21 protein-coding genes are annotated in these 22,076 nt (G+C 62.4%); 12 read left to right on the top strand and 9 right to left on the bottom strand.

Annotated elements, in window-relative coordinates; translation table 11 throughout:
• Nucleotides 1-22 precede the first annotated feature (22 nt).
• Both J3P82_RS22625 and J3P82_RS22620 read right to left on the bottom strand, forming a co-directional pair.
• Nucleotides 23-916 (bottom strand): cation diffusion facilitator family transporter, encoded by an 894-nt coding sequence (locus J3P82_RS22625; RefSeq protein WP_434558753.1) that lies wholly within the window; start codon nt 914-916, stop codon nt 23-25.
• A 26-nt stretch (nt 917-942) separates the two neighbouring features.
• On the bottom strand, nt 943-1,362 hold the full coding sequence (locus J3P82_RS22620) for a polyribonucleotide nucleotidyltransferase (RefSeq protein WP_434558752.1): 420 nt from the start codon (nt 1,360-1,362) through the stop codon (nt 943-945).
• 95 nt (nt 1,363-1,457) lie between these two features.
• Here J3P82_RS22620 and hrpB point away from each other — a divergent pair, with 95 nt between their 5' ends.
• The 3 genes from hrpB (at nt 1,458) to J3P82_RS22605 (ending at nt 6,412) form a co-directional block, all read left to right on the top strand.
• Nucleotides 1,458-3,974 carry an ATP-dependent helicase HrpB gene (hrpB, locus tag J3P82_RS22615; protein ID WP_434558751.1) on the top strand — a complete coding sequence of 839 codons (2,517 nt, stop codon included), beginning with the start codon at nt 1,458-1,460 and terminating at the stop codon, nt 3,972-3,974.
• Nucleotides 3,975-4,064: 90 nt separating this feature from the next.
• The gene (locus tag J3P82_RS22610) at nt 4,065-5,075 is read left to right on the top strand and encodes a LacI family DNA-binding transcriptional regulator (protein ID WP_434558750.1); all 1,011 of its coding nucleotides are present in this window, start codon (nt 4,065-4,067) and stop codon (nt 5,073-5,075) included.
• Nucleotides 5,076-5,251: 176 nt separating this feature from the next.
• Nucleotides 5,252-6,412 (top strand): L-talarate/galactarate dehydratase, encoded by a 1,161-nt coding sequence (locus tag J3P82_RS22605; protein ID WP_434558749.1) that lies wholly within the window; start codon nt 5,252-5,254, stop codon nt 6,410-6,412.
• Nucleotides 6,413-6,513: 101 nt separating this feature from the next.
• Here the strand turns inward: J3P82_RS22605 and J3P82_RS22600 are convergent, their stop codons facing one another.
• Both J3P82_RS22600 and J3P82_RS22595 read right to left on the bottom strand, forming a co-directional pair.
• Nucleotides 6,514-7,593: an endonuclease/exonuclease/phosphatase family protein gene (locus J3P82_RS22600; protein ID WP_434558748.1), complete on the bottom strand. Its 1,080-nt coding sequence runs from the start codon at nt 7,591-7,593 to the stop codon at nt 6,514-6,516.
• Entirely contained in the window at nt 7,590-8,249 is a 660-nt protein-coding gene (locus tag J3P82_RS22595) for a YciC family protein (protein ID WP_434558747.1), read from the bottom strand. The genes J3P82_RS22600 and J3P82_RS22595 overlap by 4 nt, the downstream gene beginning before the upstream one ends.
• A 175-nt stretch (nt 8,250-8,424) precedes the next feature.
• Between J3P82_RS22595 and J3P82_RS22590 the strand changes: the two genes are divergently transcribed.
• The 5 genes from J3P82_RS22590 (at nt 8,425) to J3P82_RS22570 (ending at nt 12,858) form a co-directional block, all read left to right on the top strand.
• Nucleotides 8,425-9,180 carry a DUF2076 domain-containing protein gene (locus tag J3P82_RS22590; RefSeq protein ID WP_434558746.1) on the top strand — a complete coding sequence of 252 codons (756 nt, stop codon included), beginning with the start codon at nt 8,425-8,427 and terminating at the stop codon, nt 9,178-9,180.
• A gap of 128 nt (nt 9,181-9,308) precedes the next feature.
• Nucleotides 9,309-9,788, top strand: coding sequence for an NYN domain-containing protein (locus tag J3P82_RS22585; protein ID WP_030140338.1), 480 nt, complete (start codon nt 9,309-9,311; stop codon nt 9,786-9,788).
• 21 nt (nt 9,789-9,809) lie between these two features.
• A complete protein-coding gene (locus J3P82_RS22580; protein ID WP_434558745.1) occupies nt 9,810-10,421 on the top strand; it encodes a 3'-5' exonuclease in 612 nt (203 codons plus the stop codon).
• A gap of 138 nt (nt 10,422-10,559) precedes the next feature.
• Nucleotides 10,560-11,462 (top strand): drug/metabolite exporter YedA, encoded by a 903-nt coding sequence (yedA, locus tag J3P82_RS22575; RefSeq protein ID WP_434558744.1) that lies wholly within the window; start codon nt 10,560-10,562, stop codon nt 11,460-11,462.
• A 58-nt stretch (nt 11,463-11,520) separates the two neighbouring features.
• Nucleotides 11,521-12,858, top strand: a complete 1,338-nt coding sequence (locus tag J3P82_RS22570) for a DEAD/DEAH box helicase (RefSeq protein WP_434558743.1) — start codon at nt 11,521-11,523, stop codon at nt 12,856-12,858.
• Between the two features lie 189 nt (nt 12,859-13,047).
• Here the strand turns inward: J3P82_RS22570 and J3P82_RS22565 are convergent, their stop codons facing one another.
• The gene (locus J3P82_RS22565; RefSeq protein WP_434558742.1) at nt 13,048-14,295 is read right to left on the bottom strand and encodes a TIGR03862 family flavoprotein; all 1,248 of its coding nucleotides are present in this window, start codon (nt 14,293-14,295) and stop codon (nt 13,048-13,050) included.
• Between the two features lie 186 nt (nt 14,296-14,481).
• A complete protein-coding gene (locus tag J3P82_RS22560; RefSeq protein ID WP_434558741.1) occupies nt 14,482-15,402 on the bottom strand; it encodes a histone deacetylase family protein in 921 nt (306 codons plus the stop codon).
• Between the two features lie 73 nt (nt 15,403-15,475).
• On the opposite strand from J3P82_RS22560, the gene J3P82_RS22555 reads away from it, so the two are divergent.
• The 3 genes from J3P82_RS22555 to J3P82_RS22545 all read left to right on the top strand — a co-directional run bounded on the left by J3P82_RS22555 (nt 15,476) and on the right by J3P82_RS22545 (nt 17,607).
• A complete protein-coding gene (locus J3P82_RS22555; protein ID WP_186610861.1) occupies nt 15,476-16,045 on the top strand; it encodes a GNAT family N-acetyltransferase in 570 nt (189 codons plus the stop codon).
• Nucleotides 16,046-16,150: 105 nt separating this feature from the next.
• On the top strand, nt 16,151-17,020 hold the full coding sequence (gene tesB / locus J3P82_RS22550; RefSeq protein ID WP_434558740.1) for an acyl-CoA thioesterase II: 870 nt from the start codon (nt 16,151-16,153) through the stop codon (nt 17,018-17,020).
• Entirely contained in the window at nt 17,017-17,607 is a 591-nt protein-coding gene (locus J3P82_RS22545) for an HAD family hydrolase (RefSeq protein WP_434558739.1), read from the top strand. The genes tesB and J3P82_RS22545 overlap by 4 nt, the downstream gene beginning before the upstream one ends.
• A 36-nt stretch (nt 17,608-17,643) precedes the next feature.
• Here J3P82_RS22545 and J3P82_RS22540 read toward each other — a convergent pair whose 3' ends face one another.
• Together J3P82_RS22540 and ypfJ are read right to left on the bottom strand one after the other, a co-directional pair.
• Complete coding sequence (locus J3P82_RS22540) at nt 17,644-18,588, bottom strand: alpha/beta hydrolase (protein ID WP_434558738.1); 945 nt, start codon at nt 18,586-18,588, stop codon at nt 17,644-17,646.
• Nucleotides 18,588-19,475: a KPN_02809 family neutral zinc metallopeptidase gene (gene ypfJ / locus J3P82_RS22535; protein ID WP_434558737.1), complete on the bottom strand. Its 888-nt coding sequence runs from the start codon at nt 19,473-19,475 to the stop codon at nt 18,588-18,590. Before ypfJ ends, J3P82_RS22540 begins: the two co-directional genes overlap by 1 nt.
• Before the next feature lie 250 nt (nt 19,476-19,725).
• Here ypfJ and J3P82_RS22530 point away from each other — a divergent pair, with 250 nt between their 5' ends.
• The gene (locus tag J3P82_RS22530) at nt 19,726-20,604 is read left to right on the top strand and encodes a DMT family transporter (RefSeq protein WP_434558736.1); all 879 of its coding nucleotides are present in this window, start codon (nt 19,726-19,728) and stop codon (nt 20,602-20,604) included.
• Nucleotides 20,605-20,698: 94 nt separating this feature from the next.
• Here J3P82_RS22530 and J3P82_RS22525 read toward each other — a convergent pair whose 3' ends face one another.
• Nucleotides 20,699-22,036, bottom strand: a complete 1,338-nt coding sequence (locus J3P82_RS22525) for an MFS transporter (RefSeq protein WP_434558735.1) — start codon at nt 22,034-22,036, stop codon at nt 20,699-20,701.
• Nucleotides 22,037-22,076: the final 40 nt, after the last annotated feature.

Raw genomic sequence — 22,076 nt, 5'->3', positions numbered from 1 at the left:
CTGATGCGGTCCTGCTTGCCGCTTATAGCTTGTCGCTTGTAGCTGTCCTTACTGGATCCGAGTGCACCAGCACTTCGGCCTTCGGATAGGCGCGATGGATCGCATCGGCGGCTTGGTCGCTGATGCCATGGGCGACTGACAAGGTCAGTTCCCCCGGCAATTCCAGATGCAATTGCACAAACCAATGGTTCCCGGAGATCCGCGTACGCAGGTCATGCGCACCGACCACGCCGGGTACCGCGCAGGCCAGTTCCAGCATGTGCTGGCTGACGTCCGGCGGCAGTTCTTCATCCATCAGCACGGCGAAGCTCTCCCGGGCGATCTGCACGGCGCTCCACAAAATGTAGGCGGCGATGCCCAGGCCGAACCAGGCGTCAAACTGATACCAGCCGAAGCCGGCCAGGACCAGCGCAACCAGGATGCTGCCGTTGAGCAGCAGGTCCGAGCGGTAATGCAAGGAGTCGGCGCGCACGGCGTTGGAGCCGGTGGCGCGCACGACCCGATGCTGCAAGGCCAGCAGCGCCAAGGTCAGGGCCAGGGAAAATACGATCACACCGACACTGACCCAAGGCGCCTCCACCGGGACGGGGTTCTGGAGCCGATCGAAGGCCTGCCACGCAATCAACACCGCACTGCCGCCAATGAACAACGCCTGGGCCATGCCGGCCAAGGACTCAGCCTTGCCATGGCCGTAGCGATGGTCATCATCGGCGGGGCGTAGCGCGTAATGCACCGCCAGCAGATTGAGCAGCGAGGTGACGCCGTCCAGCGCCGAATCGGTCAGGCCGGCGAGCATGCTCACCGAACCGCTCAGCCACCAGGCCAGCGCCTTGGCGACGATCAGGATGAACGCCACGGCCACCGACGCCCGGGTGGCCAGGCGTAGCAGGCGAGCGTGTTCGGTGCTGGTGGTCATGGCGCGGTCTTCCTTGGTTGCGCCTCTTATGCGGCGGGCTTGAGACCGAGCGCGGCCAGTTGCTGGGCGTTGCCCTTGTGCTGGATCAGGCGCGGATCGTCCAGTGGGAAACTGCGGCCCAGTTCGCTTTCCAGGATCGCTTGCAGCTTGTGATTGTTGACCGTGCCGTCGGGGTTGATGGCTGGCTTGAGTTTCTCGGGCTCGATCTGGACGCTTCGGCCCGGTTCGAAGTAAATCGCACCAGTGGCGAAGTCCACGGCAAAAGCGATCAGCCCGGGGACGATGTAGAACAGCAGGCCGACGGCGTCGAGCGCAGCGATGGCCGGGTCGATCTTGCCGTCGATCTGGCCGCGACGGTCCGGGTAGAAGATCGAGCCACAGGCGCTGATCTGGGTCAGCAGGCTGGCGACCAGGACGCCGCCGATCACGCGAAAGGGAATACGCATAGCAATCTCCTGAGCAGGTAAGGGCGTTACTGGTTGGAGTCCAGACCACGCTAAACAGTTCGCCGTTATACTCGGCCCTCTGTTTTGGAGCCAGCATGATTTCTTTGCCGATCGATGAAGTTTTACCCGCCCTGCGCCAAGCCCTGGCGTCGCGTCACGAAGCCGTGCTCGAAGCGCCCCCCGGTGCCGGTAAAACCACCCGTGTTCCCTTGGCCCTGTTGAACGAGGCCTGGCTGGCCGGGCAAACCATCCTGATGCTCGAACCCCGGCGTTTGGCGGCACGGGCGGCGGCCGAGCGATTGGCCAGTGAATTGGGGGAAAAAGTCGGCGAAACGGTTGGCTACCGGATCCGGCTCGACAGCAAAGTCGGGCCCAACACGCGCATTGAAGTGGTCACCGAAGGCATCCTCACTCGCCGCTTGCAGGACGACCCGGCGTTGGAAGGCGTGGGGTTGCTGATTTTCGACGAGTATCACGAACGCAGCCTTGATGCCGACCTCGCCCTGGCCTTGAGCCTCAACGGCCGCGAGTTGTTTCGTGAAGACCAGCCGCTGAAGATTCTGCTGATGTCCGCCACTTTGGAAGGCGAGCGCCTGGCGGGTTTGCTGGACGATGCGCCGATCCTGCGCAGCGAAGGCCGCATGTTCCCCGTGACGGTGCGCTGGGGCCGGGCCTTCCAGTCCGGCGAGTTCATCGAGCCACGGCTGGTGCAAACGGTGCTCGAAGCTCTGCACGACGAGACTGGCAGCGTACTGGTGTTCCTGCCCGGACAGGCGGAGATTCGCCGGGTCCATCAACAACTGGCCGAGGCGCTGGGCGGGGGCGGCAATGTGTTGCTGTGCCCGTTGCATGGTGAGCTGGACCTCGCCGCCCAGCGTGCCGCCATCGATCCGGCACCGCCCGGCCAACGCAAAGTCGTCCTTGCCACTAACATCGCCGAGACCAGCCTGACCATTAACGGCGTGCGGGTGGTGGTGGATGCCGGGCTCGCCCGCGTACCGCGTTTCGATCCGGGTAGCGGCATGACTCGCCTCGACACCCAGCGCATCTCCCGCGCCAGCGCCACCCAGCGCGCCGGTCGAGCCGGGCGACTGGAGCCGGGTGTGTGTTATCGGTTGTGGTCAGAAGACCAGCATGAGCAATTGGCTGCCTACGGCAGCGCGGAAATTCTCTCGGCCGACCTGGCCGGGTTGGCCCTGCAACTGGGCCGCTGGGGCGTGACGCCGCGGCAATTGGTCTGGCTCGATATACCGCCCGCCGCCGCGTATGCCCAGGCTCAGGACCTGCTGCAACGGCTGGGCGCGCTGGAGGGCGAACAACTGACCCGTCACGGCCAGGCGATGGCTGAGTTGCCAGCCCACCCGCGAATCGCCCATTTGCTGTTGCGGGGCCAGGCGCTGGGGCTGGCCGACATGGCCTGCAACGTCGCAGCCTTGTTGGGCGAGCGCGACATTCTCAGGGGCGCTGGCGCGGACTTGCACAGTCGCCTGGCGTTGTTGTCCGGCGAGGAGCGAGCGGCACGCGGTGCCCAGGGCGGTGTGCAACGGGCCCGGCAGTTGGCCCGGCAATATCGCGGTTACCTGCGGGACAAGGCTGAAGAAGCCGTGGCCGATCCCGATCATCCGCGCTGGCTCGGCGCCTTGCTGGCGTTGGCCTATCCGGACCGCGTCGCGCAGCAGCGACGGCCCGGCGGGGCGGAATATCGGCTGGCGAACGGCCGGGCGGCGCTGTTTGCCGAGGCTGATAGCCTGATGAAACAAGCGTGGCTGGTGGTTGCCGACCTTGGCAGTCGCCAAGGCCAGCGAGAAGAACGGATCTATCTGGCGGCGGACTTCGATCCGGCGCTGTTCGACTCGGTGCTCGCCGAACAGGTGCGCACGGTGGATCAACTGGATTGGGACGAGCGCGAAGGCGTGCTGCGGGCCGAGCGCCAGCGCAAGGTCGGCGAACTGGTACTCAGCCGCGAGCCGCTGACGGGGCTGGATGAATCGGCGCGTAGCCATGCCTTGGTCAACCTGGTCCGGCGCAAGGGGCTGGAGCTGCTGCCATGGACGCCGGAGCTGCGCCAATGGCAGGCGCGGGTGGCGCTGCTGCGCCGTCTTGACATGGCGGTCAAGGGCGAGAGCGAATGGCCGGATGTCAGCGACGCCGCGTTGCTGGACAGTCTCGAACAGTGGTTGATGCCGTATCTGGGACGGGTCTCGCGCCTCAGTCATTTTGCCAACCTGGATCTGTCGAGCATCATCCGCAACCTGTTGCCTTGGCCTTTGCCGCAACGCTTGGACGAACTGGCGCCGCACCATTTGAGCGTGCCCTCGGGGTCGTCGATTCGCCTGGATTACAGCGAGCATCCGCCGGTCCTCGCGGTACGCTTGCAGGAGCTGTTTGGCCTGGCCGACACCCCGCGTATCGCCGGTGGGCGGCAGGTGGTCAAGCTGCATCTGTTATCGCCCGCTCGGCGTCCGGTGCAAGTGACGCAGGACCTGGCGAACTTCTGGCGCAGCACTTACGCCGAGGTGAAGAAGGATCTGAAGGGGCGTTATCCCAAGCATTACTGGCCGGACGACCCGCTGGTGGCCGAGGCGACGGCGCGGGCCAAGCCGCGCAGATAAAAACAGCGCGGGCCTGCGTACGGCGGCGGATGTTAGATTTACGCGTTCGGAAATTGCCCCAATGCGCCCTTCATTGCTTCGGATAAGTTCATGGCAAAAAAACCAGCAGCGCCCAGCTTGACCTTGATCGACGTGGCCAGGATCGCGGGCGTTTCGCCAATGACTGTCTCCCGGGCATTGCATCGCCCTGAACTGGTGAGCGAGAACACCCGGGAAAAGGTCCGCGAGGCGGTGCGCCAATCGGGTTATGTGCCGAATATGCTGGCCGGTGGCTTGGCCAGTAGCAAAAGCCGTCTGGTGGCTATTTTTCTGCCAACCATCGCCAACTCCATTTTTGCAGACACCGTGCAATCACTGATGGACCGCCTGGCCCAGGCGGGCTACCAAACCCTGGTGGGGCTTACCGGCTACAGCCCGGAGCAGGAAGAAAAGTTACTGGAGGCCGTTCTCGGGCGGCGCCCGGATGGCATCGTGTTGACCGGTACGCTGCACACCGAAGCAAGCCGTCTGCGACTCGCCCAGGCAGGTATCCCGGTGGTTGAAGCCTGGGACCTGAGTGAGGATCCGTTGGATATGCTGGTTGGCTTCTCCCACGAAAAGGTCGGGGAGGCGACCGCGCGCCACCTGGTGAAGAAGGGCTACCAGCGCTTTTCCGTGGTGAGCATCAGCGACCCCCGTGGCCTGCGGCGTTGCAACAGCCTTATCGCCGAACTCAAGCGCCAGGGCATCGGGCAGGTGCCGATGGAAGTCCTGGCGCCGCCTGCCACGCTTGAGGTTGGACGGGAAGGATTGCGGCGGTTATTGGGCTCGTCGAACCGCCCCGACATCGTCGTGTGCAGCTCGGACACGGTGGCCCAAGGCGTCCTGGCCGAAGCCGCGAGCCAGCGCTTGAACGTGCCCGGCGACCTTGCCGTCATGGGGTTCGGGGACTTGAGCAGCGCGGCGCAGGTCTATCCCGCGTTGTCGACCGTCAGCGTCGACGGTAAGAACATCGGCTTGAAAGTGGCTGAGGCGCTGCTTGAGCGATTCGATAATCCTTCGACCCAGAAACCTGTGCGCATTGATACAGGTTTCACCCTGATCGACCGCGCCAGTACCTGAGTGGGAACACGTTTGCAGGCTGGATTTGCGGTTGAATGATTGCGCAATCACTGTAGTATTTGCAAAAGGGCTCGCGTTCCATGAACGAAAGCCCTTTTTTTAAACGCAGCAATGATTGCGCAATCATCGATTCTAAAACGGTGAACATCGATTCGAAGAGACCAAGGAGTAGTCGCATGCTCGTAGCAGAAAACACCCGTAGATCCTCCGACGACGACCGTATTGCCTGGGTTCGTGTGGCGTCGGTGATCCTGCCGCTGGCCAATCCGATCAGTGACGCCAAGGTGCTTACCGGGCGGCAGAAACCGATGACAGAGATTGCCATTCTGTTCGCGGAGATCGAAACCATCGATGGGCATCGCGGCCTCGGCTTCAGTTATTCGAAACGTGCCGGTGGGCCTGGGCAGTTCGCCCACGCCCAGGAAATAGCACCGGCGCTGATTGGCGAAAATCCGAGCGATATTGCCAAGCTGTGGACCAAATTGTGCTGGGCCGGTGCCTCGGTGGGGCGTAGCGGTATGTCGACACAGGCCATCGGCGCGTTCGATGTGGCGTTATGGGATTTGAAAGCCAAGCGGGCGAATCTGTCCCTGGCCCGTTTGCTCGGCGCTCAACGTGACTCGGTGCGGTGCTACAACACCTCGGGCGGTTTCCTGCACACCCCACTCGATCAACTGATGAAGAACACCGACTTGTCTCGTGAAAAGGGCATCGGCGGCATCAAGCTGAAAGTCGGGCAACCGGATTGCGCCATTGATATTCAACGGGTGAGCACCGTGCGCAAGCACCTTGGGGACAACTTCCCGCTGATGGTCGACGCCAACCAGCAGTGGGATCGGCCGACCGCCCAGCGCATGTGCCGGCAATTCGAAGGGTACAACCTGATCTGGATCGAAGAGCCGCTCGATTGCTATGACGCCGAAGGCCACGCTGCATTGGCGCAACAATTCGATACGCCGATCGCGACCGGTGAAATGCTGACCAGCGTTGCGGAGCACGCCGAATTCATCAAGCTGCGCGGTGCCGACTTCCTGATGCCTGACGCGCCACGCGTGGGCGGTATCACGCCTTACCTGAAGGTGGCGGCGATGGCTGAGCAAGCCGGTTTGATGCTGGCGCCGCATTTTGCCATGGAGTTGCATGTCCACCTGGCGGCGGCTTACCCGACCGAACCCTGGGTGGAGCATTTCGAATGGCTTGAACCACTGTTCAACGAGCGCCTCGAAACCCGCGAAGGGCGGATGCTCGTACCCACTCGTCCTGGCCTCGGGCTGACGCTTAGCGAACAGGTCAAGCCGTGGACGGTGCAGGAGGCGACGGTCGGGACACGTCCCTGATAGCCGTGTTGTATACGAACCCGCTAACGAGGCCATTGTATGGCCTCTTCGAGGACTGACGACCACCCGCGGCAGCGTCGTCGGTAGCGCTGTAGCGCCTCTCAGGGCGTCGCCGGCAACAGAAGCCGCGCGATCACCGGCAGATGATCGGAAATGCGCAACGTGTCGTCCTGCCGTACCTGCGCTTCGACCCGTTTGAGGCGCGGGCTGTAGAACAGGTAGTCGACGGTCCGGTCGGGGCCGTTGAGGCCGGGGTCGTTCGGGTAGTGGGTCAGCCAGTGTGCGCGGTCGATGCCGCTGGCTTCGTTGTTGGTGGGGATCATCGGGTATTTGTCCCACAACTGATGCAGCTCGCTGTCGGCGGAGTAGGGCGAGCGCTGTTCGGTGGGCAGGCGTCGGTATTGGCCCAAGGGCAACAGATTGAAATCGCCACCGATTAGCCACGGGGTACCGGCGGACTCAAGCTTGTCGAGGACCTTGGACACGGCGCCGACCTGAGCCTGGGCGGTGTCATCCGGCTGTGCGGCGCGTTCCAGATGCGTATTGAGCACCGCCAGTTGGCCGCCGCCGCTCACCGGCAGGTAACTCACCAGCAAGGCGTTTTTCGGCTGGAATTGGCGCGTGATGAAGTTCGCCTCGGCCACCGGCAATTGCACTCGCTCGGCTTGGTCGATGCGGTAGCGGCTCAGCGTCGCCAATTGCCGGCCAACGCTGCCGAAGATGCGCGGGTTGGGGATAAAGTCGGCCTTCCAGTCGAAGGCGCTGGCGGCGCACGGATAGAGATCGGCCAGGCGCTCCTGCAACAGCTTGAGCTGATCCTGGTAGTCGCTGGCCTTGGCGCCGTTGTCCAGTTCCTGGAGCAACACCACGTCCGGTTGCTCGTCGCGAATGACCCGCGCCACTTCGTCGAGGCTGAAGGCCATGTCTTCCAGGGTCGGGCTTTCATCGTCGCCCTGGGCCAGGTCGTGCCAGAACACGTAGCGCTTGCCGGCGAGGAACTGGACGTTCCAGGTCATCACCTTCAACGCCTGTCCAGGCACCAGCGGCGCGGCATTCGCGGCGCAACTGACCGGCAGCGCCTCCCGGGCCTGGGGGCGCCAGGTCAGGCCATAGATGGCGAAGATCCCGATGCCGACGAACAGCAACAGGCCCAGCACGGTGTATCGCAGCAGACGGGTCATGGCGCGGGCTTTTCTGCAATCAACATGAACATTCGGAACAGCACCACCGTGGTGAACAGTTGCAGGAAACTGTGGATGCTGTCGACCAGTAAACTGATCAATGGATTCTGGGGCTCAGGGTACACCGAGACGCTGGCGCCCTTGAGCAGCCACAGCGGAATCATCACGGCCAGGATGCACAACAGGATTCGCCAGAAATGGCCCCGACTCAGACGCGCGCTTTCCTTCATCGCGGCCAGCGGCGCCATGCCTCTTAACACCAAGAGGTATTCACCGAAGGCCAGGACGACCATCAGCCACAGCCCCGGCAGGAAGTACAACGAAATGCCGATCAGTATCAGCAGCGTGTTGAGGGCAGTCAGCAAGGCGAAGCGTGGCCACTGGAGGAGGGCAGCCGCCAGCAGGTCACGGGCGCGGGGGGCTTCGCCGCGACTGCGGGCGTCGAGAAACAGAATCAACGCGGCGGTGTACAGCGGATACACAAGGAGACCGACGATCACGCTGTAGCCGGAAAACCCTTCGGCCCCGAAAGCGCTGTCCACGCCTTGTTGCAGCACTGCTTCAAGTATCACCAGCGGCAGGCAAAGCTGGGCGATCCGGCCCAGATGGCGCTTGAAAAAATACAAGGAGTCACGCAGTACTTCTAACGGATTCATGAGTCGGTATCGCACTTCAAAAAAGCGGTCCGACACTTTAACCGATCAAGCGACCGCACAAGCAAACGTAAACATCAGGTAAAGACCATTGAAAGCTCCCTGCGCAACCCCATTACTGACTCGCACCGGTCTTCGTGACCGGCTTGGTTTTATCCGGCAATCTGATGAGGTCGCCATGAACAGCGAAGAACAAACCCTGATCGATGGACTGTTTTCACGGCTGCAACAGGCCGAAAAGGATTCAGCCCCGCGTGACGCCCAGGCTGAGGCGCGGATCAAGGAGCACTTGGCCAACCAGCCTGCGGCGGGCTATTTCATGGCCCAGGCGATCCTGGTGCAGGAGGCCGCGATCAAGCGCCTCGATGAGCAGAACAAGCAGCTCGCCCAGCAGGTCGAGCAACTGCAGGTTGAGTTGCAGCAGGCCCGTAACCAGACTTCTGCACCCAGCGGCGGTGGTGGTTTTCTCTCAAGTATTTTCGGCGGCAGCAGCCGCGATTCGCGTCCGGCCACTGCGCCGGCCTCCAGCGGTAGTGGCTGGCGCGAGCCGGCACGGCCTGCTTTCAATTCGCCGGCCCAGCAAGGCTTCGGCGCGGCGCCTGGCAGCTATGGCGCACCGCAACAGCAAGCCCCGGCGGCGGGCAGCTTTCTCGGCGGTGCCTTGAAAACCGCGGCGGGCGTGGCCGGTGGCGTGATGCTGGCCCAGGGCATCAGCAGTCTGTTCCACAGCAACCAACCCCAGGAAATCGTCGAAGTCCTCAAGGAAGAACCGGTCCAGCCGGCCAACGACACCGCTGACAGCGCCGACAACAGTTGGGGCGACGACCAGCGCGTGGCCGACAGCGATGCCTACGGCAACGATCCGGGCGGTTTCAGCGACGCGGACTACAGCGACGATTCGTCATCGTTCGGCGACGACGACTCCTTCGTCTGACCCGCCATTCGTCCGGGGCGCCCTGGCGCCTCGGGCCGATTATTCGCGGAACGTTCCTTGAGGCTGGCATACTGGGCAACTTTTCGGGCCGGGTGGCCTGCGCGCGTGTGCATTCATGAGGAAACGCGGTGAAAAAAATCGCAGTGTTCGCCGATGTCCAGAACCTCTACTACACCGTGCGCCAAGCCTACGGCTGTCATTTCAATTACGCGGCGTTGTGGGCTGATGTCAGCAAGCAGGGGCAGATTGTCGAAGCCTATGCCTATGCGATCGATCGCGGCGACAGCAAGCAGCAGCAGTTCCAGCAGATCCTGCGCAACCTGGGTTTCACCGTGAAACTCAAGCCCTATATCCAGCGCAGCGACGGCTCGGCCAAGGGCGACTGGGACGTGGGTATCACCCTCGACATCATGGACGCCGCCGACCACGTCGATGAAGTGGTGCTGGCCTCTGGCGATGGCGATTTCGACATGCTGCTCGAGCGCATCATCAGCAAGCACGGCGTGCAAGCGGTGGCCTACGGCGTGCCAGGGTTGACCGCCAACTCGCTGATCCGCGCCGCCAGTCGCTACGTGCCCATCGAAGGCGCGTTGCTACTCAAGAACTGATTTTCAAGGAGCCCCACAGGTTTGGAACGCATCGCAGTCATCGACTTTGAAACCACCGGCATCACCCCGAGCAGCAGTTGCCGGGCCACCGAAATCGCCGTGGTGATTCTCGAACGAGGCCTGATCGTTGACCGTTATCAGAGCCTGATGAACGCCGGCGTCCGCGTCCCGGCCTTCATCGAGCAACTGACCGGGATCAGCAATGCCATGCTGCGCAGCGCCCCCCCGGCGGAAAAGGTGATGAACGAGGTCAACGAATTCGTCGGCACCACGCCGTTGCTGGCCCATAACGCCGCGTTCGACCAGAAGTTCTGGGACTTCGAACTGGGACGGATCAAACGCACCCGTCTGCAAAACTTCGCCTGTTCATTGTTGCTGGCCAGGCGCTTGATGCCGGCGGCACCCAACCACAAGCTCGGCACACTCAACACGTTCGCCGGCTTGCCCCACACCGGCCAGGCTCACCGGGCCATGGCCGACGCCGAAATGGCCGCCAACCTCACCGCGCACCTGGCTTCGCAACTGCGGCAAAAGCATGGGCTGCAGGAGCTGTCCCATGACCTGCTGTGCAGTTTGCAGAAGGTGCCGGCGGCGAAGATCAACGAGCATCTGAAGCGCCATCGCGGTTTCTAGACACACCCCGCAACCCCTTAATCAATATCTCCGTGTTTTGAAAAGTGTATGGCTCGGATAAACAGGTTTTGTAGCTTATTTTCTGCCTGTCGCCTTTCTAGAATGAACGGCTCTCATCGTCCTGACTTCGAGTTGAACATGCCTGTCCCACGTCGTTTTCCGTTGCCGTTGATCGCTGCCTTCTTCGCCTTGTACGTCATCTGGGGTTCGACCTACCTGGTGATTCGCATCGGCGTCGAGCATTGGCCGCCCTTGCTGCTGGCCGGGATTCGTTTCGTGATCGCCGGGTCGCTGATGTACGGCTTCCTGCGTTGGCGTGGGGCGCCGGCACCGACCTGGGTGCAATGGAAAGCCGGGGCACTCATTGGCGTGCTGCTACTGACGTTCGGCAACGGTGCGGTGAGTGTCGCCGAGCACATGGGCGTGGCGTCTGGGGTGGCGGCGTTGGCCGTGGCGACGGTGCCTTTGTTTACCTTGCTCTGCGGCTATTTCTGGGGCGCACGTAATACCCGTCTGGAATGGGCAGGGATTGTGTTGGGATTGATCGGCATCGCCATGCTCAACCTGGGTTCCAACTTGCAATCGAGCCCGTTGGGGGCGGCTTTGCTGGTCTTCGCGGCGGCTTCCTGGGCCTTTGGCTCGGTATTGAGCAGACACTTGCCGTTACCGGCCGGGGCGATGGCCAGTGCCGTGGAAATGCTGGTCGCCGGCGTGGTGTTGTTGATCGGCAGCTTCGCCAGCGGCGAACATCTGGAGAGCATGCCGCCGCTGGAAGGCTGGCTCGCGCTGCTCTATCTGATCGGTTTCGGCTCGATCATCGCCTTCAATGCCTACATGTACCTGCTCAAGCATGTGCGTCCGGCGGCGGCGACCAGCTATGCCTACGTCAATCCAGCAGTGGCGGTGTTGTTGGGGATCGTCTTTGCCGGAGAAACCATCGGCATCGAGGAGGCGATGGCGATGCTGGTGATCATCAGCGCCGTGGTGTTGATCGGCTTGCCGCAGTGGCGCAAGCCCAAGCCTGCACCGGCCGAATCCTGATTTAGGGTAAACTGCCGCGCATTGCACACCTTGCGCTGATTTTTCCTACGGTATCTCCATGACTTTCGCCACTCTTGGCCTGATCGAACCCCTGCTGCGCGCCCTCGAGACGCTCGGCTACCAGACGCCGACGCCGGTCCAGGCCGAAGCCATGCCGGCGGTGCTCGCCGGTCGCGACCTGATGGCCGCGGCCCAGACCGGCACCGGCAAGACCGCCGGTTTCGCCGTGCCGCTGTTGCAGTTGCTGACCACCGAAGGGCCGAAGGTGACCGCCAATTCGGTACGGGCGCTGATCCTCGTGCCGACCCGCGAGCTGGCCGAGCAGGTTCATGAAAGCGTGCGCCAGTACGCGCAGAATCTCCCTTTGAGCACCTACGCCGTGTACGGTGGCGTCAGCATCAACCCGCAGATGATGAAGTTGCGCAAAGGCGTCGATTTGTTAGTCGCCACGCCGGGCCGCCTGCTCGATCTGTTCCGCCAGAACGCGCTGACGTTCAACCAGCTCCAGACGCTGGTGCTGGACGAAGCGGACCGCATGCTCGACCTGGGTTTCTCCGAAGAGCTGGCGAATATCTACAAGGCCCTGCCGAAGAAGCGCCAGACGCTGCTGTTCTCGGCCACGTTCTCCGATGCGATCCGCCTGCTGGCCGGGCAGATGCTCAACGACCCGTTGAGCATCGAAGTGAGCCCGCGCAACGTGGCCGCGAACACCGTCAAGCAGTGGGTGGTGACGGTCGACAAGAAACGCAAGCCGGAACTGTTTGTCCACCTGATGCGAAAGCACAAGTGGAAGCAAGTGCTGGTATTCGCCAAGACCCGCAACGGCGTCGATGCGTTGGTGGAAAAACTCCAGGGGCTGGGCGTCAACGCCGATGGCATCCATGGCGACAAACCCCAGGCCACCCGCCAACGCGCGCTGGACCGCTTCAAGGCAAGCGAAGTGCAGATACTCGTGGCGACCGACGTTGCCGCTCGCGGGCTGGATATCGAGGATTTGCCGCTGGTGGTGAATTTCGATTTGCCGATCGTTGCCGAAGACTACATCCACCGCATCGGCCGCACGGGCCGGGCGGGCGCCACAGGGCAGGCGATTTCCCTGGTTTGCGCCGATGAAGTGAATCTGCTGTCAGCCATCGAAACCCTGACTCGTCAGACTTTGCCGCGGCAGATGGAGCAGGACTTCGAGCCTGAACACCGCGTGCCGGACACCGATGCCAGCGGCCAGGTCGTCAAGAAGCCGAAAAAGCCGAAGAAGCCGAAAACCCAAGGCAGCGGCGGCAAGCGCAACCTGGGCAAGTGGGTGGACAGCGGCGACTCGGGACCGGTCGAACCTTCGGTGAAACCTGTGCGAAAAGTGCCGGTGTTCAATACTGGGCCACGTAAGAGGAAGCCTTGAGAGCAGCTTCAAGTTGTAAGCTGCAAGCTGCAAGTTGGACGCATGCAGCCTAAGGCTTGCAGCTTGCAGCTTGCAGCTTGCAGCTTGCAGCTTGCAGCTTGCAGCTTGCAGCTTGCAGCTTGCAGCTTGCAGCTTGCAGCTTGCAGCTTGTAGCTTGTAGCTTGTAGCTTGTAGCTTGCAGCTTGTGACTTACAACTTGCCGCTGTTTCGCAGAAACCCCACCATCCCCAATCCCGCCGCCCGGCCACTGGCAAAGCACGCTGTGAGCAAATAACCCCCGGTCGGCGCTTCCCAATCGAGCATTTCCCCCGCGCAGAAAACCCCAGGAAGTTGCTTGAGCATCAGGCCCTCATCCAAGGCTTCGAAGGTCACGCCTCCGGCGCTGCTGATGGCTTCGTCCAGCGGGCGGGTTTTCACCAGGGTAACGGGCAAGGCCTTGATCGCCTGGGCCAGCCGCGCCATGTCGGCGAAACAATCGGCAGACGTGAGTTCTCGCAACAACGCCGCTTTGACCCCGTCGATCCCCAGTTGGCTGTGCAGGTGCTTGGCCATCGAGCGTGAGCCGCGCGGCTTGCCCAGTGCTTGAAGAATTTTGCCCACAGGCCTGCCCGGCAGCAGATCCAGATGAATAATGGCGTGTCCATGCTGGTTGATAGCCTCCCGAATCCGCGCAGACAGCGCATAGATCAGGCTGCCTTCCAGGCCGGTGGCGGTGATGACGCATTCGCCGAGGCGCGGCACGTCGTCGTTGAGTCCGATGGCGATATTCTTGAGCGGCGCGCCGGCGTATTTGCCAATCAGCAGATCGCTCCAGGCCGGCACGTCGAATCCGCAGTTGCTCGGCTGCAAGGCCGCCAAGGCGATACCGCGCTGTTCCAGCTCCAGCATCCAGGCACCGTCGGATCCCAGGCGTGACCAGCTGCCGCCGCCCAATGCCAGCAACGTCGCGTTGGGCCGCAACGACTTTTCACCGTCTGGACTGGCGATACGCAGGCTGCCGTCGGTATTCCAACCGAGCCAGCGATGGCGCGTGTGGATCACCACGCCGGCATCGCGCAAGCGTTTGAGCCAGGCGCGCAAGAGCGGCGCGGCTTTCATGTCCGTAGGAAATACCCGCCCGGAGCTGCCGACAAAGGTCTCGATGCCCAGGCCGTGAATCCACTGACATAACGCTTGCGCGTCGAACGCCCGTAGCAGTGGGGCGACATTCGACGCGCGCTCGCCGTAGCGGGACAGGAACGCCGGGAACGCTTCCGAGTGGGTAATGTTCATTCCGCCGACACCGGCCAGCAAAAACTTCCTACCCACAGATGGCATGCCGTCATACAGGTCGACCTGGATGCCGGCCTGGCTCAACACCTCGGCCGCCATCAGGCCGGCGGGGCCACCGCCGATGATGGCGACGTTTGGAGAAGAGGCTGGGGCAGTCGAGGTCATGATTTGAACTTTGGGGCTGGAAGAGGCGCAGCATTCTAGCAGCACCGGTTCTTCTGGGAGCGGCGGAGCTCAGATTGATCAAAAAACAACCAGTGCGGCGCGGACTAGAGGCAACATAGGCTGTAAGCCGTTTCGCTCAGGTTATCCACAGGCCGTTCCACAGCCATTGTGGGTAAAGCGCAGATTTCAGTGACAACCTGATGACGCCCAGACCTTTTGTGCGCTGTGGTGCAGGATCCCGTGGCGCCGGGCCAGGGCTTTGCGGTCCTTGCTGTAGCCGCCGCCGATCACGCCGACCACCGGGATGTCCCGCCCCAGGCAATGACGCATCACGCTTTCATCCCGGGCCGCGAGGCCTTCGTCGGTCAACTTCAGGTAACCGAGGGCATCGTCCTTGTGAACGTCGACCCCGGCGTCATACAGCACCAGGTCCGGCTGATAGAGCGGCAGCAGGTAGTTGAGGGCGTCATCGACGACGCTCAGGTAGGCGTCGTCGCCCATGCCCATCGGCAGGGGAATGTCCCAGTCGCTGTGCGCCTTGCGTGCCGGAAAATTCTTTTCGCAGTGCAAGGAAACTGTCACGGCGTCCGGGGTGTCATGGAGTATTCGGGCGGTACCGTCGCCCTGATGCACATCGCAATCGAAAATCAGCACCCGCGAGACCCGGCCACTGGCCAGGAAGTAGCGGCTGATCACCGCCAGGTCGTTGAAAATGCAAAAGCCCGCCGGGTGGTCGTAGTGGGCGTGATGTGTACCGCCGGCCAGGTGACAGGCCAGCCCATGCTCAAGCGCTTGCTCGGCGGCGAGCAGTGAACCGCCGACGGCGCGCACCGTTCGCCGGGCCAAGGCTTCGCTCCAGGGCAGGCCAAGGCGCCGTTGGTCTTCGCGGGACAACTCGCCGCCCATATAGCGTTCGATATAACCGCGATCGTGGGCCAGGGCGAGAATCTCTGGCGGGCACAGCGCCGGACGCAACAGGTCCGCGTCCCGGGTCAGGCCGCTGTCCACCAAGTGGTCGCGCAGCAGGCGAAACTTGTCCATGGGGAAACGGTGCTCCGGGGGAAATTCGGGGCTGTAGTCTTCGTGGTAGATCAGCGGCAGCGGCATGGTGTTTTCAGTGGCGATTGAGTGACGGATCCTACCAGCGATGTAAACTCTGGGGCATGGAAAGGGAGTGAAAATGGAGCCGATACTGGAACTGGAAAGCGCACGGCTGATACTGCGACAGTGGAGCGATGATGATCTGCCGGCATTTGCAGCGATGTCTGCCGATCCCCAGGTGATGCGTTATTTTCCGGCACCGCTGAGCCGCCTGGAAAGCGCCGCGTTGATCGGCCGGGTGCGCGGGCATTTCGCCGAGCACGGTTTTGGCTTGTGGGCGCTGGAGCGCAAGGACACCGGCGCCTTCATTGGCTTCACCGGGTTGGGCGTGGTCGGGTTCGACGCGCATTTCACCCCCGCGGTCGAGATCGGCTGGCGCCTGGCCCGGGAGCATTGGGGCTTGGGTTACGCCAGCGAAGCCGCGTGGACGGCGTTGCGCTGTGGGTTCGACCGCCTGGGGCTGGACGAAGTCGTGGCGTTTGCCGCTGTGGATAACTTGCCATCGCAGAAAGTCATGCAAGCCATCGGTATGCTGCATGACCCGGCCGATGATTTCGAACATCCAAAGCTCGCGGTCGGCCATCCATTGCGTCACCATGTGCTCTACCGAATCAACCGCGAGCAGTGGCTGCAGACCCTGCACGGTTAGCCGACACGGACGTCTACAATGCCCGCCACAATGGCCCGGGCCAATCATCGATCCGCCGCCGCAGCGCAGCCTGCGCGGTTTTGTGCTGTTGTGAGGAAAGTCTGAATGAGCCACGTGTTGGAAGATCTGGTCGACCTGCTGACCCTGGAACCGATCGAGGAGAACCTGTTTCGCGGTCGCAGCCAGGACTTGGGGTTCCGCCAGTTGTTCGGCGGCCAGGTGTTGGGCCAGTCGTTGTCGGCGGCCAGCCAGACCGTGGAAGAGGCGCGCCATGTGCACTCGATGCACGGTTACTTCCTGCGCCCGGGCGATGCGGCGTTGCCGGTGGTCTATCAAGTCGATCGCGTGCGTGACGGCGGCAGCTTCAGCACCCGTCGGGTCACGGCGATCCAGAAGGGCCACCCGATCTTTACCTGCAGCGCGTCGTTCCAGTACGACGAGCAAGGCTTTGAACATCAAAGCTCCATGCCGCAAGTCGTCGGGCCGGAGAACTTGCCCTCGGAGCTTGAGCTGACCCAGCAGCGGGCGCACCTGTTGCCCGAGCACATGCGTGAAAAACTGCTGTGCCCCAAGCCGATCGAGGTGCGCCCGGTCACGGAAAAAGATCCTTACAACCCGCAGCCGGCCGACCCGGTCAAATACGTTTGGTTTCGTGCCGATGGCGCCCTGGCGGATTCGCCGGCGCTGCATAAATACCTGCTGGCCTACGCGTCGGATTTCGGCCTGTTGACCACCTCGATGCTGCCACACGGCAAATCGGTCTGGCAGAAAGACATGCAGGTCGCCAGCCTCGATCACGCGTTGTGGTTCCATGCCGACCTGCGCGCCGATGACTGGCTGCTCTACGCCATGGACAGTCCATGGGCCGGCAATTCCCGTGGGTTCTCTCGGGGCAGCGTGTTCAATCGCGCCGGGCAATTGGTGGCTTCGGTGACCCAGGAAGGCTTGATCCGCCATCGCAAGGATTGGGCATGAGCCTGGCCGATGTGCGGCACTGGGTGTTCGACATGGACGGCACGCTGACCATCGCCGTGCATGATTTCGCCGCGATCCGCGTGGCCCTGGCGATCCCGCCCGAAGACGACATCCTCACGCATCTGGCCGCATTGCCAGCAGAGGAAGCGGCGGCCAAGCATGCCTGGTTGCTGGAGCATGAGCGGGACTTGGCGTTGGGGTCCAAGCCAGCGCCAGGGGCGGTCGAGTTGGTGCGCGAGTTGGCCGGGCGTGGTTATCGCCTGGGCATCCTGACCCGCAACGCCCGCGAACTGGCTCATGTAACCCTCGAGGCCATCGGCCTGGCGGACTGTTTTGCCGTGGAGGACGTGCTGGGCCGCGACGAAGCGCCGCCCAAGCCTCATCCCGGCGGCCTGTTGAAACTGGCCGAAGCCTGGAGCGTGGCGCCGGAGACGATGGTCATGGTCGGCGACTATCGTTTCGATCTGGACTGCGGCCGTGCGGCGGGGGCGCGGACGGTGCTGGTAAACCTGCCAGACAACCCGTGGCCCGAACTGACGGACTGGCATGCGCGCGATTGTGGGGAACTGCGACGGATGCTCGCTTGAAGGGCGGATCTTTCTCGCCGGCAGACTCGCGTGGGTTCACTGACCAAACAATGCCTTCAGCCCTTCGGGTGAATTGAACATTCCATTGCCATCGTGCCCGACGCCGGGCACCTCGACGAGCCGCTGGTTCAATCCTTGCGGATGACGCCGGCTCAGGTAATCGAAAAAGAACTGCCCACGCAGCAGTCGATACGCGCCCTGGGTTTGAGCTTCACAGCCTTTGTCCAGCGCCGGGTGTTCCGGGTCGATGTCCTGTTGCCCCAGCAGATAGACAATGTCGCGCTTGATGTAACGCTCTTCAAGCTGGACCGCCGTCTGGCCGGTGGCATAGGCCGGCAGGTTTTCAAGGCCATATTTCCAACGGTTGAAAGTTGGGCAACTGGCAGGGTCGAACGCCATCGGGCGCTGCGCATCGAGGTAGGCGTAGGACGATGGGTTGGCGACGACAAAGCGTGGCGCAATACGCGATGGACCATGGGCGAGCAGGGCATAACGCTGCACCACTTGGGCGCCGCCGGAATGACCGGCGATGACGATTTCCTTCACTTCGGGGAACTGTTGTCGGTCGCTGACCCGGGCGACGATGTCGTCCAGCACCTGGAATGAGCTGACCGGGTCTGGCCCCGTGGATTGACCGCCCGCCATCCACTCATTGCCCTGCCAGCGCAGGATGTCGGCAGGCAATTGATGGCGCGCCACATCGTGTCCGTTGAGAAACTGCGGGGCGATGATCAAGGTCGTCGCCGATTGACCGGCCTGCGCGGCGGCTTTTTCAGCGCTGTGCAGGTAAGTGTCGGCATTGCGCAGCCGGCCATGGACGATGATCAGCACCCGTTGGATCGAAGAAGGCGGTGGGCTCACGGCCACGGCCATCGCGCCCGCCTTGAATTGCAGCCGTCCCTGGGCGATGGCGTTTACACCGTGTTCGTCTGCCTGTGCCATGCAGCACAGCATCAACCCGAGGAATGCCGCCCACCTCATTACAAGGTTTTCGCCGCGAAGGTGTCGCATTGGCTCACTTGGCCTTGGGCGAAACCAATCTTGAACCAGCGAACCCGTTGCGCCGAAGTGCCGTGAGTGAAGGAGTCCGGCACTACGCGGCCCTGGCCTTGTTGCTGCAGCCGATCGTCGCCGATCGCGTTGGCGGCGTTCAGGGCCTCTTCGATGTCCCCTGGCTCAAGCCAGTTCAGGCGTTTTTGCGCGTGGTTGGCCCAGACGCCGGCCAGGCAGTCGGCCTGCAATTCCTGGCGCACCAGCAAGCCACCGTCGCCTTCCATTTGCCGGCCTTGTTGGCGGGCTTCCTGGATTTTTGCCGACACACCGAGCAGCGTCTGCACGTGGTGCCCTATTTCGTGGGCGATGACGTAGGCCTGGGCGAAATCGCCGGCGGCGGAGAAACGCTGGGACATTTCCTTGAAGAAACTCATGTCCAGGTAGACCTGCCGGTCTGCCGGGCAATAGAAAGGGCCGGTCGCCGAGGACGCTTGGCCGCACGCCGAATTGACCCGACCACTGAACAACACCAGCTTCGGTTGCTGGTACTGGCGCCCCGCTTGCTGGAACACTTGGCCCCAGGTGTCTTCGGTATCGCCGAGGATGGAACGGACGAATTCGGCCTGTTCATCGTTGGCCGGTGGCGCCTGGCGCGTTTGCGACGAGGCAGGGGCCGAGCCCTGGTCCATTTGCCCGGCGAGTTGCCCGAGGATTTGCATGGGGTCCTGGCCGGTGACCCAACCGATGCCGACAATCAGGATGATCGCCGTCAGGCTCAATCCCTTGCCACCGCCAAAGCGCATCCCGCCGCCGCCCCCACCGTCACCACGGGCGTCCACCACGTTGTCACTGCGGCGACCTTTTTTCCATAACATGTGGGAAATCCTCTGAATGAGCGTGCGAAGAGATGACCGCTATGGCGCAGTCTAGTCTTTAGGGGCGCAAGGTGCGCGCCGTGCCTGAGCTGTCAGGCAACCGACGCGGACTTTGGTTCAGCACTGAGCCGAACCCCGCCTGGCTGCGGATTTTTCATTACACTTCGGATCCAGAACTATCGGAACCCTCGCTGGCCCAATAACTGCACCGCGCATCACGACCTTTACATCAAGCAACGCAGGTTTCCCTATGACCATCAGCACTCCGCTCTCCGGCGTCAATCAGGCTTTCAAGGGCATCGTGCTTATTCTGGTCGCAACGTTCCTGTTCTCCAGTCATGATGCATTGTCCAAATACCTCTCGGGCTTCTATCCGATCGTCATGGTGGTCTGGGCACGTTATGTCGTGCACACCTTGTTGATGGCAGGGATTTTCCTGCCGCGCTCGGGGCTGCGCGTGCTGCGTACCAAGCGCCCTTTGTGGCAGTTGGCGCGGGCGTTGTGCCTGTTGGGGACCAGTTTGTTCTTCACCACCGCGCTGATGTTCATCCCTCTCGCGGAGGCGACGGCGGTCAACTTCCTCGCGCCGGTGCTGGTCACCGCCCTATCGGTGCCGTTGCTCGGCGAGCATGTGACGCGTGGCCAATGGATCGCGGTGATCTTCGGTTTTATCGGCGTGTTGATCATCGTCCACCCGGGCGGCGATCTGTTTACGCCGGCGGTGCTGTTGCCGTTCTGCTCGGCGCTGTTTTTCTGCTTCTACCAGTTGCTGACGCGCAAGCTCAGCGAGATCGACAGCCCGACCACCAGCAATTTTTTCGCCGGCCTGTGCAATACGTTGGTGATGAGCGCGTTGGTGCCGTTCTTCTGGCAAGTGCCGAGCCTGACGCACGGGGTGATGATGCTGGCGCTGGGCGCTTGCGGGATGACCGCGCACCTGATGCTGACCCAGGCGTTCCGCTTTGCCGCCCCGGCGTTGCTGGCGCCGTTCGGGTATTGCCAGATCATCTTCGCCGGTTTGCTGGGCTGGTTGTTTTTTAGCCATACGCCGACGCTGACCACGATTGTGGGCATTGTGCTGATCTGTCTGAGTGGATTGGCCGCGGCGTGGCAGCAGCGGCGCAAATAGTTAGGCAGAGCCCTTTGTGGCTGACAGAGCCCCTGTGGAGCGGGAGCAAGCTCCCTCGCCACAGGTAAGTCGCTGTCCGCCAGCGCATGGACAGTCAGTTTTCCAGGATTGGAACCTTGCGCGGCGCCATGAAGTACATCCAGATCAATGCAATGAAGTACATCGCCGGGATCAGGGTGAACAGCACGGTGTAATTATTGTTGGTGATCGTCAGGATGTGCCCCACCAACTGGGTCATGAACATCCCGCCGATGGCCGCGCACATGCCGCCGAAGCCGAACACCGTACTCATCATGTGCTTGGGCGTGTAGTCCATCACCAGGCTCCAGATGTTCGCGGTCCAGGCCTGGTGCGCGCCGATCGCCAGGGAAATGGCAAACACCGCTACCCACAGGCTGCTGGAGCCGGCGGCCATGATCACGCCGACGATGCAGCAGGCAAACAGCAGCATGGAGAGCAGCCGTGCCTTGATCGGATTGACCCCGCGGCCAATCAGGAACGAAGACAAAATCCCGCCGCCGACACTGCCGAAGTCGGCGGTGAGGTAGATGATGATCAGCGGAATGCCCATCTGGGTCACGTTGATGCCCAGGTTGTATTGCTGGTTCAAGAATGGCGGTAGCCAGTACAGGTAGAACCAGAACACCGGCGCGGTAATCGAGTATGCCAGGGCGAACGCCCAGGTGCCGCGCATGCGCAGGATCCGGGAGAACGGCACGCGGGCCTGGTCCGGTTCGTCCTGGGCCTGGATGTAGTCCAGTTCTGACTGTTTGACGCTCGGGTGATCTTCCGGGTTGAAGTATTTCAGACCCCAGAACAGCAACCAGATCCCGCCTAGCGCGGCCATGCACAGGAACGCGGCCTGCCAGCCCCACACGTGCAGGACCAGAGGCAACAGCATCGGCGTGAACATTGCGCCGACGTTGGTTCCGGCGTTGAAAATACCGGTGGCCACGGCGCGTTCGCCCGCCGGGAACCACAGCCGGGTGGTCTTCACGCAGGCCGGGTAGTTGGCGGCTTCGGTCAGGCCGAGGATGAAGCGGCAGACCATGAAGCCCACCGCCGAAGTAGCCAGGCCATGGGCGCCGGTCGCCAGGCTCCAGAGCAGCACGGCGCAGAAGAACACGCGCTTGACGCCAACCCGATCGATCAGCCGACCCTGCAACACGAAGCCGATGGCATAGCCGACCTGGAACCAGAAATTGATGTTGGCGTAATCCATCGCCGTCCAACTCATTTCCTTGGCAAGAATGGGCTGCATGACGCCCAGTGCGGCGCGGTCGATGTAATTCAGGGTGGTGGCAAAAAACACCAGGGCGAGCATGCCCCAACGGGTCTTGCCCACCGCCATGGCGCCACGGATCTTGTCGCCGACGCTTTCGGTGGAGGCACCCAGGCCGGGGGCCAGGCGGGAACTTTGGGAAGGAATCATAGGTGCACCCGTTCTTGAAATTCTTATGGTGTGGTCTGGG

The organism is Pseudomonas sp. Z4-20, from assembly GCF_051131955.1.
Lineage (GTDB): Bacteria > Pseudomonadota > Gammaproteobacteria > Pseudomonadales > Pseudomonadaceae > Aquipseudomonas > Aquipseudomonas marvdashtae.
The sequence above is the reverse complement of the archived record's forward strand: the minus strand, read 5'-3'. Positions and strand labels throughout refer to the sequence as shown.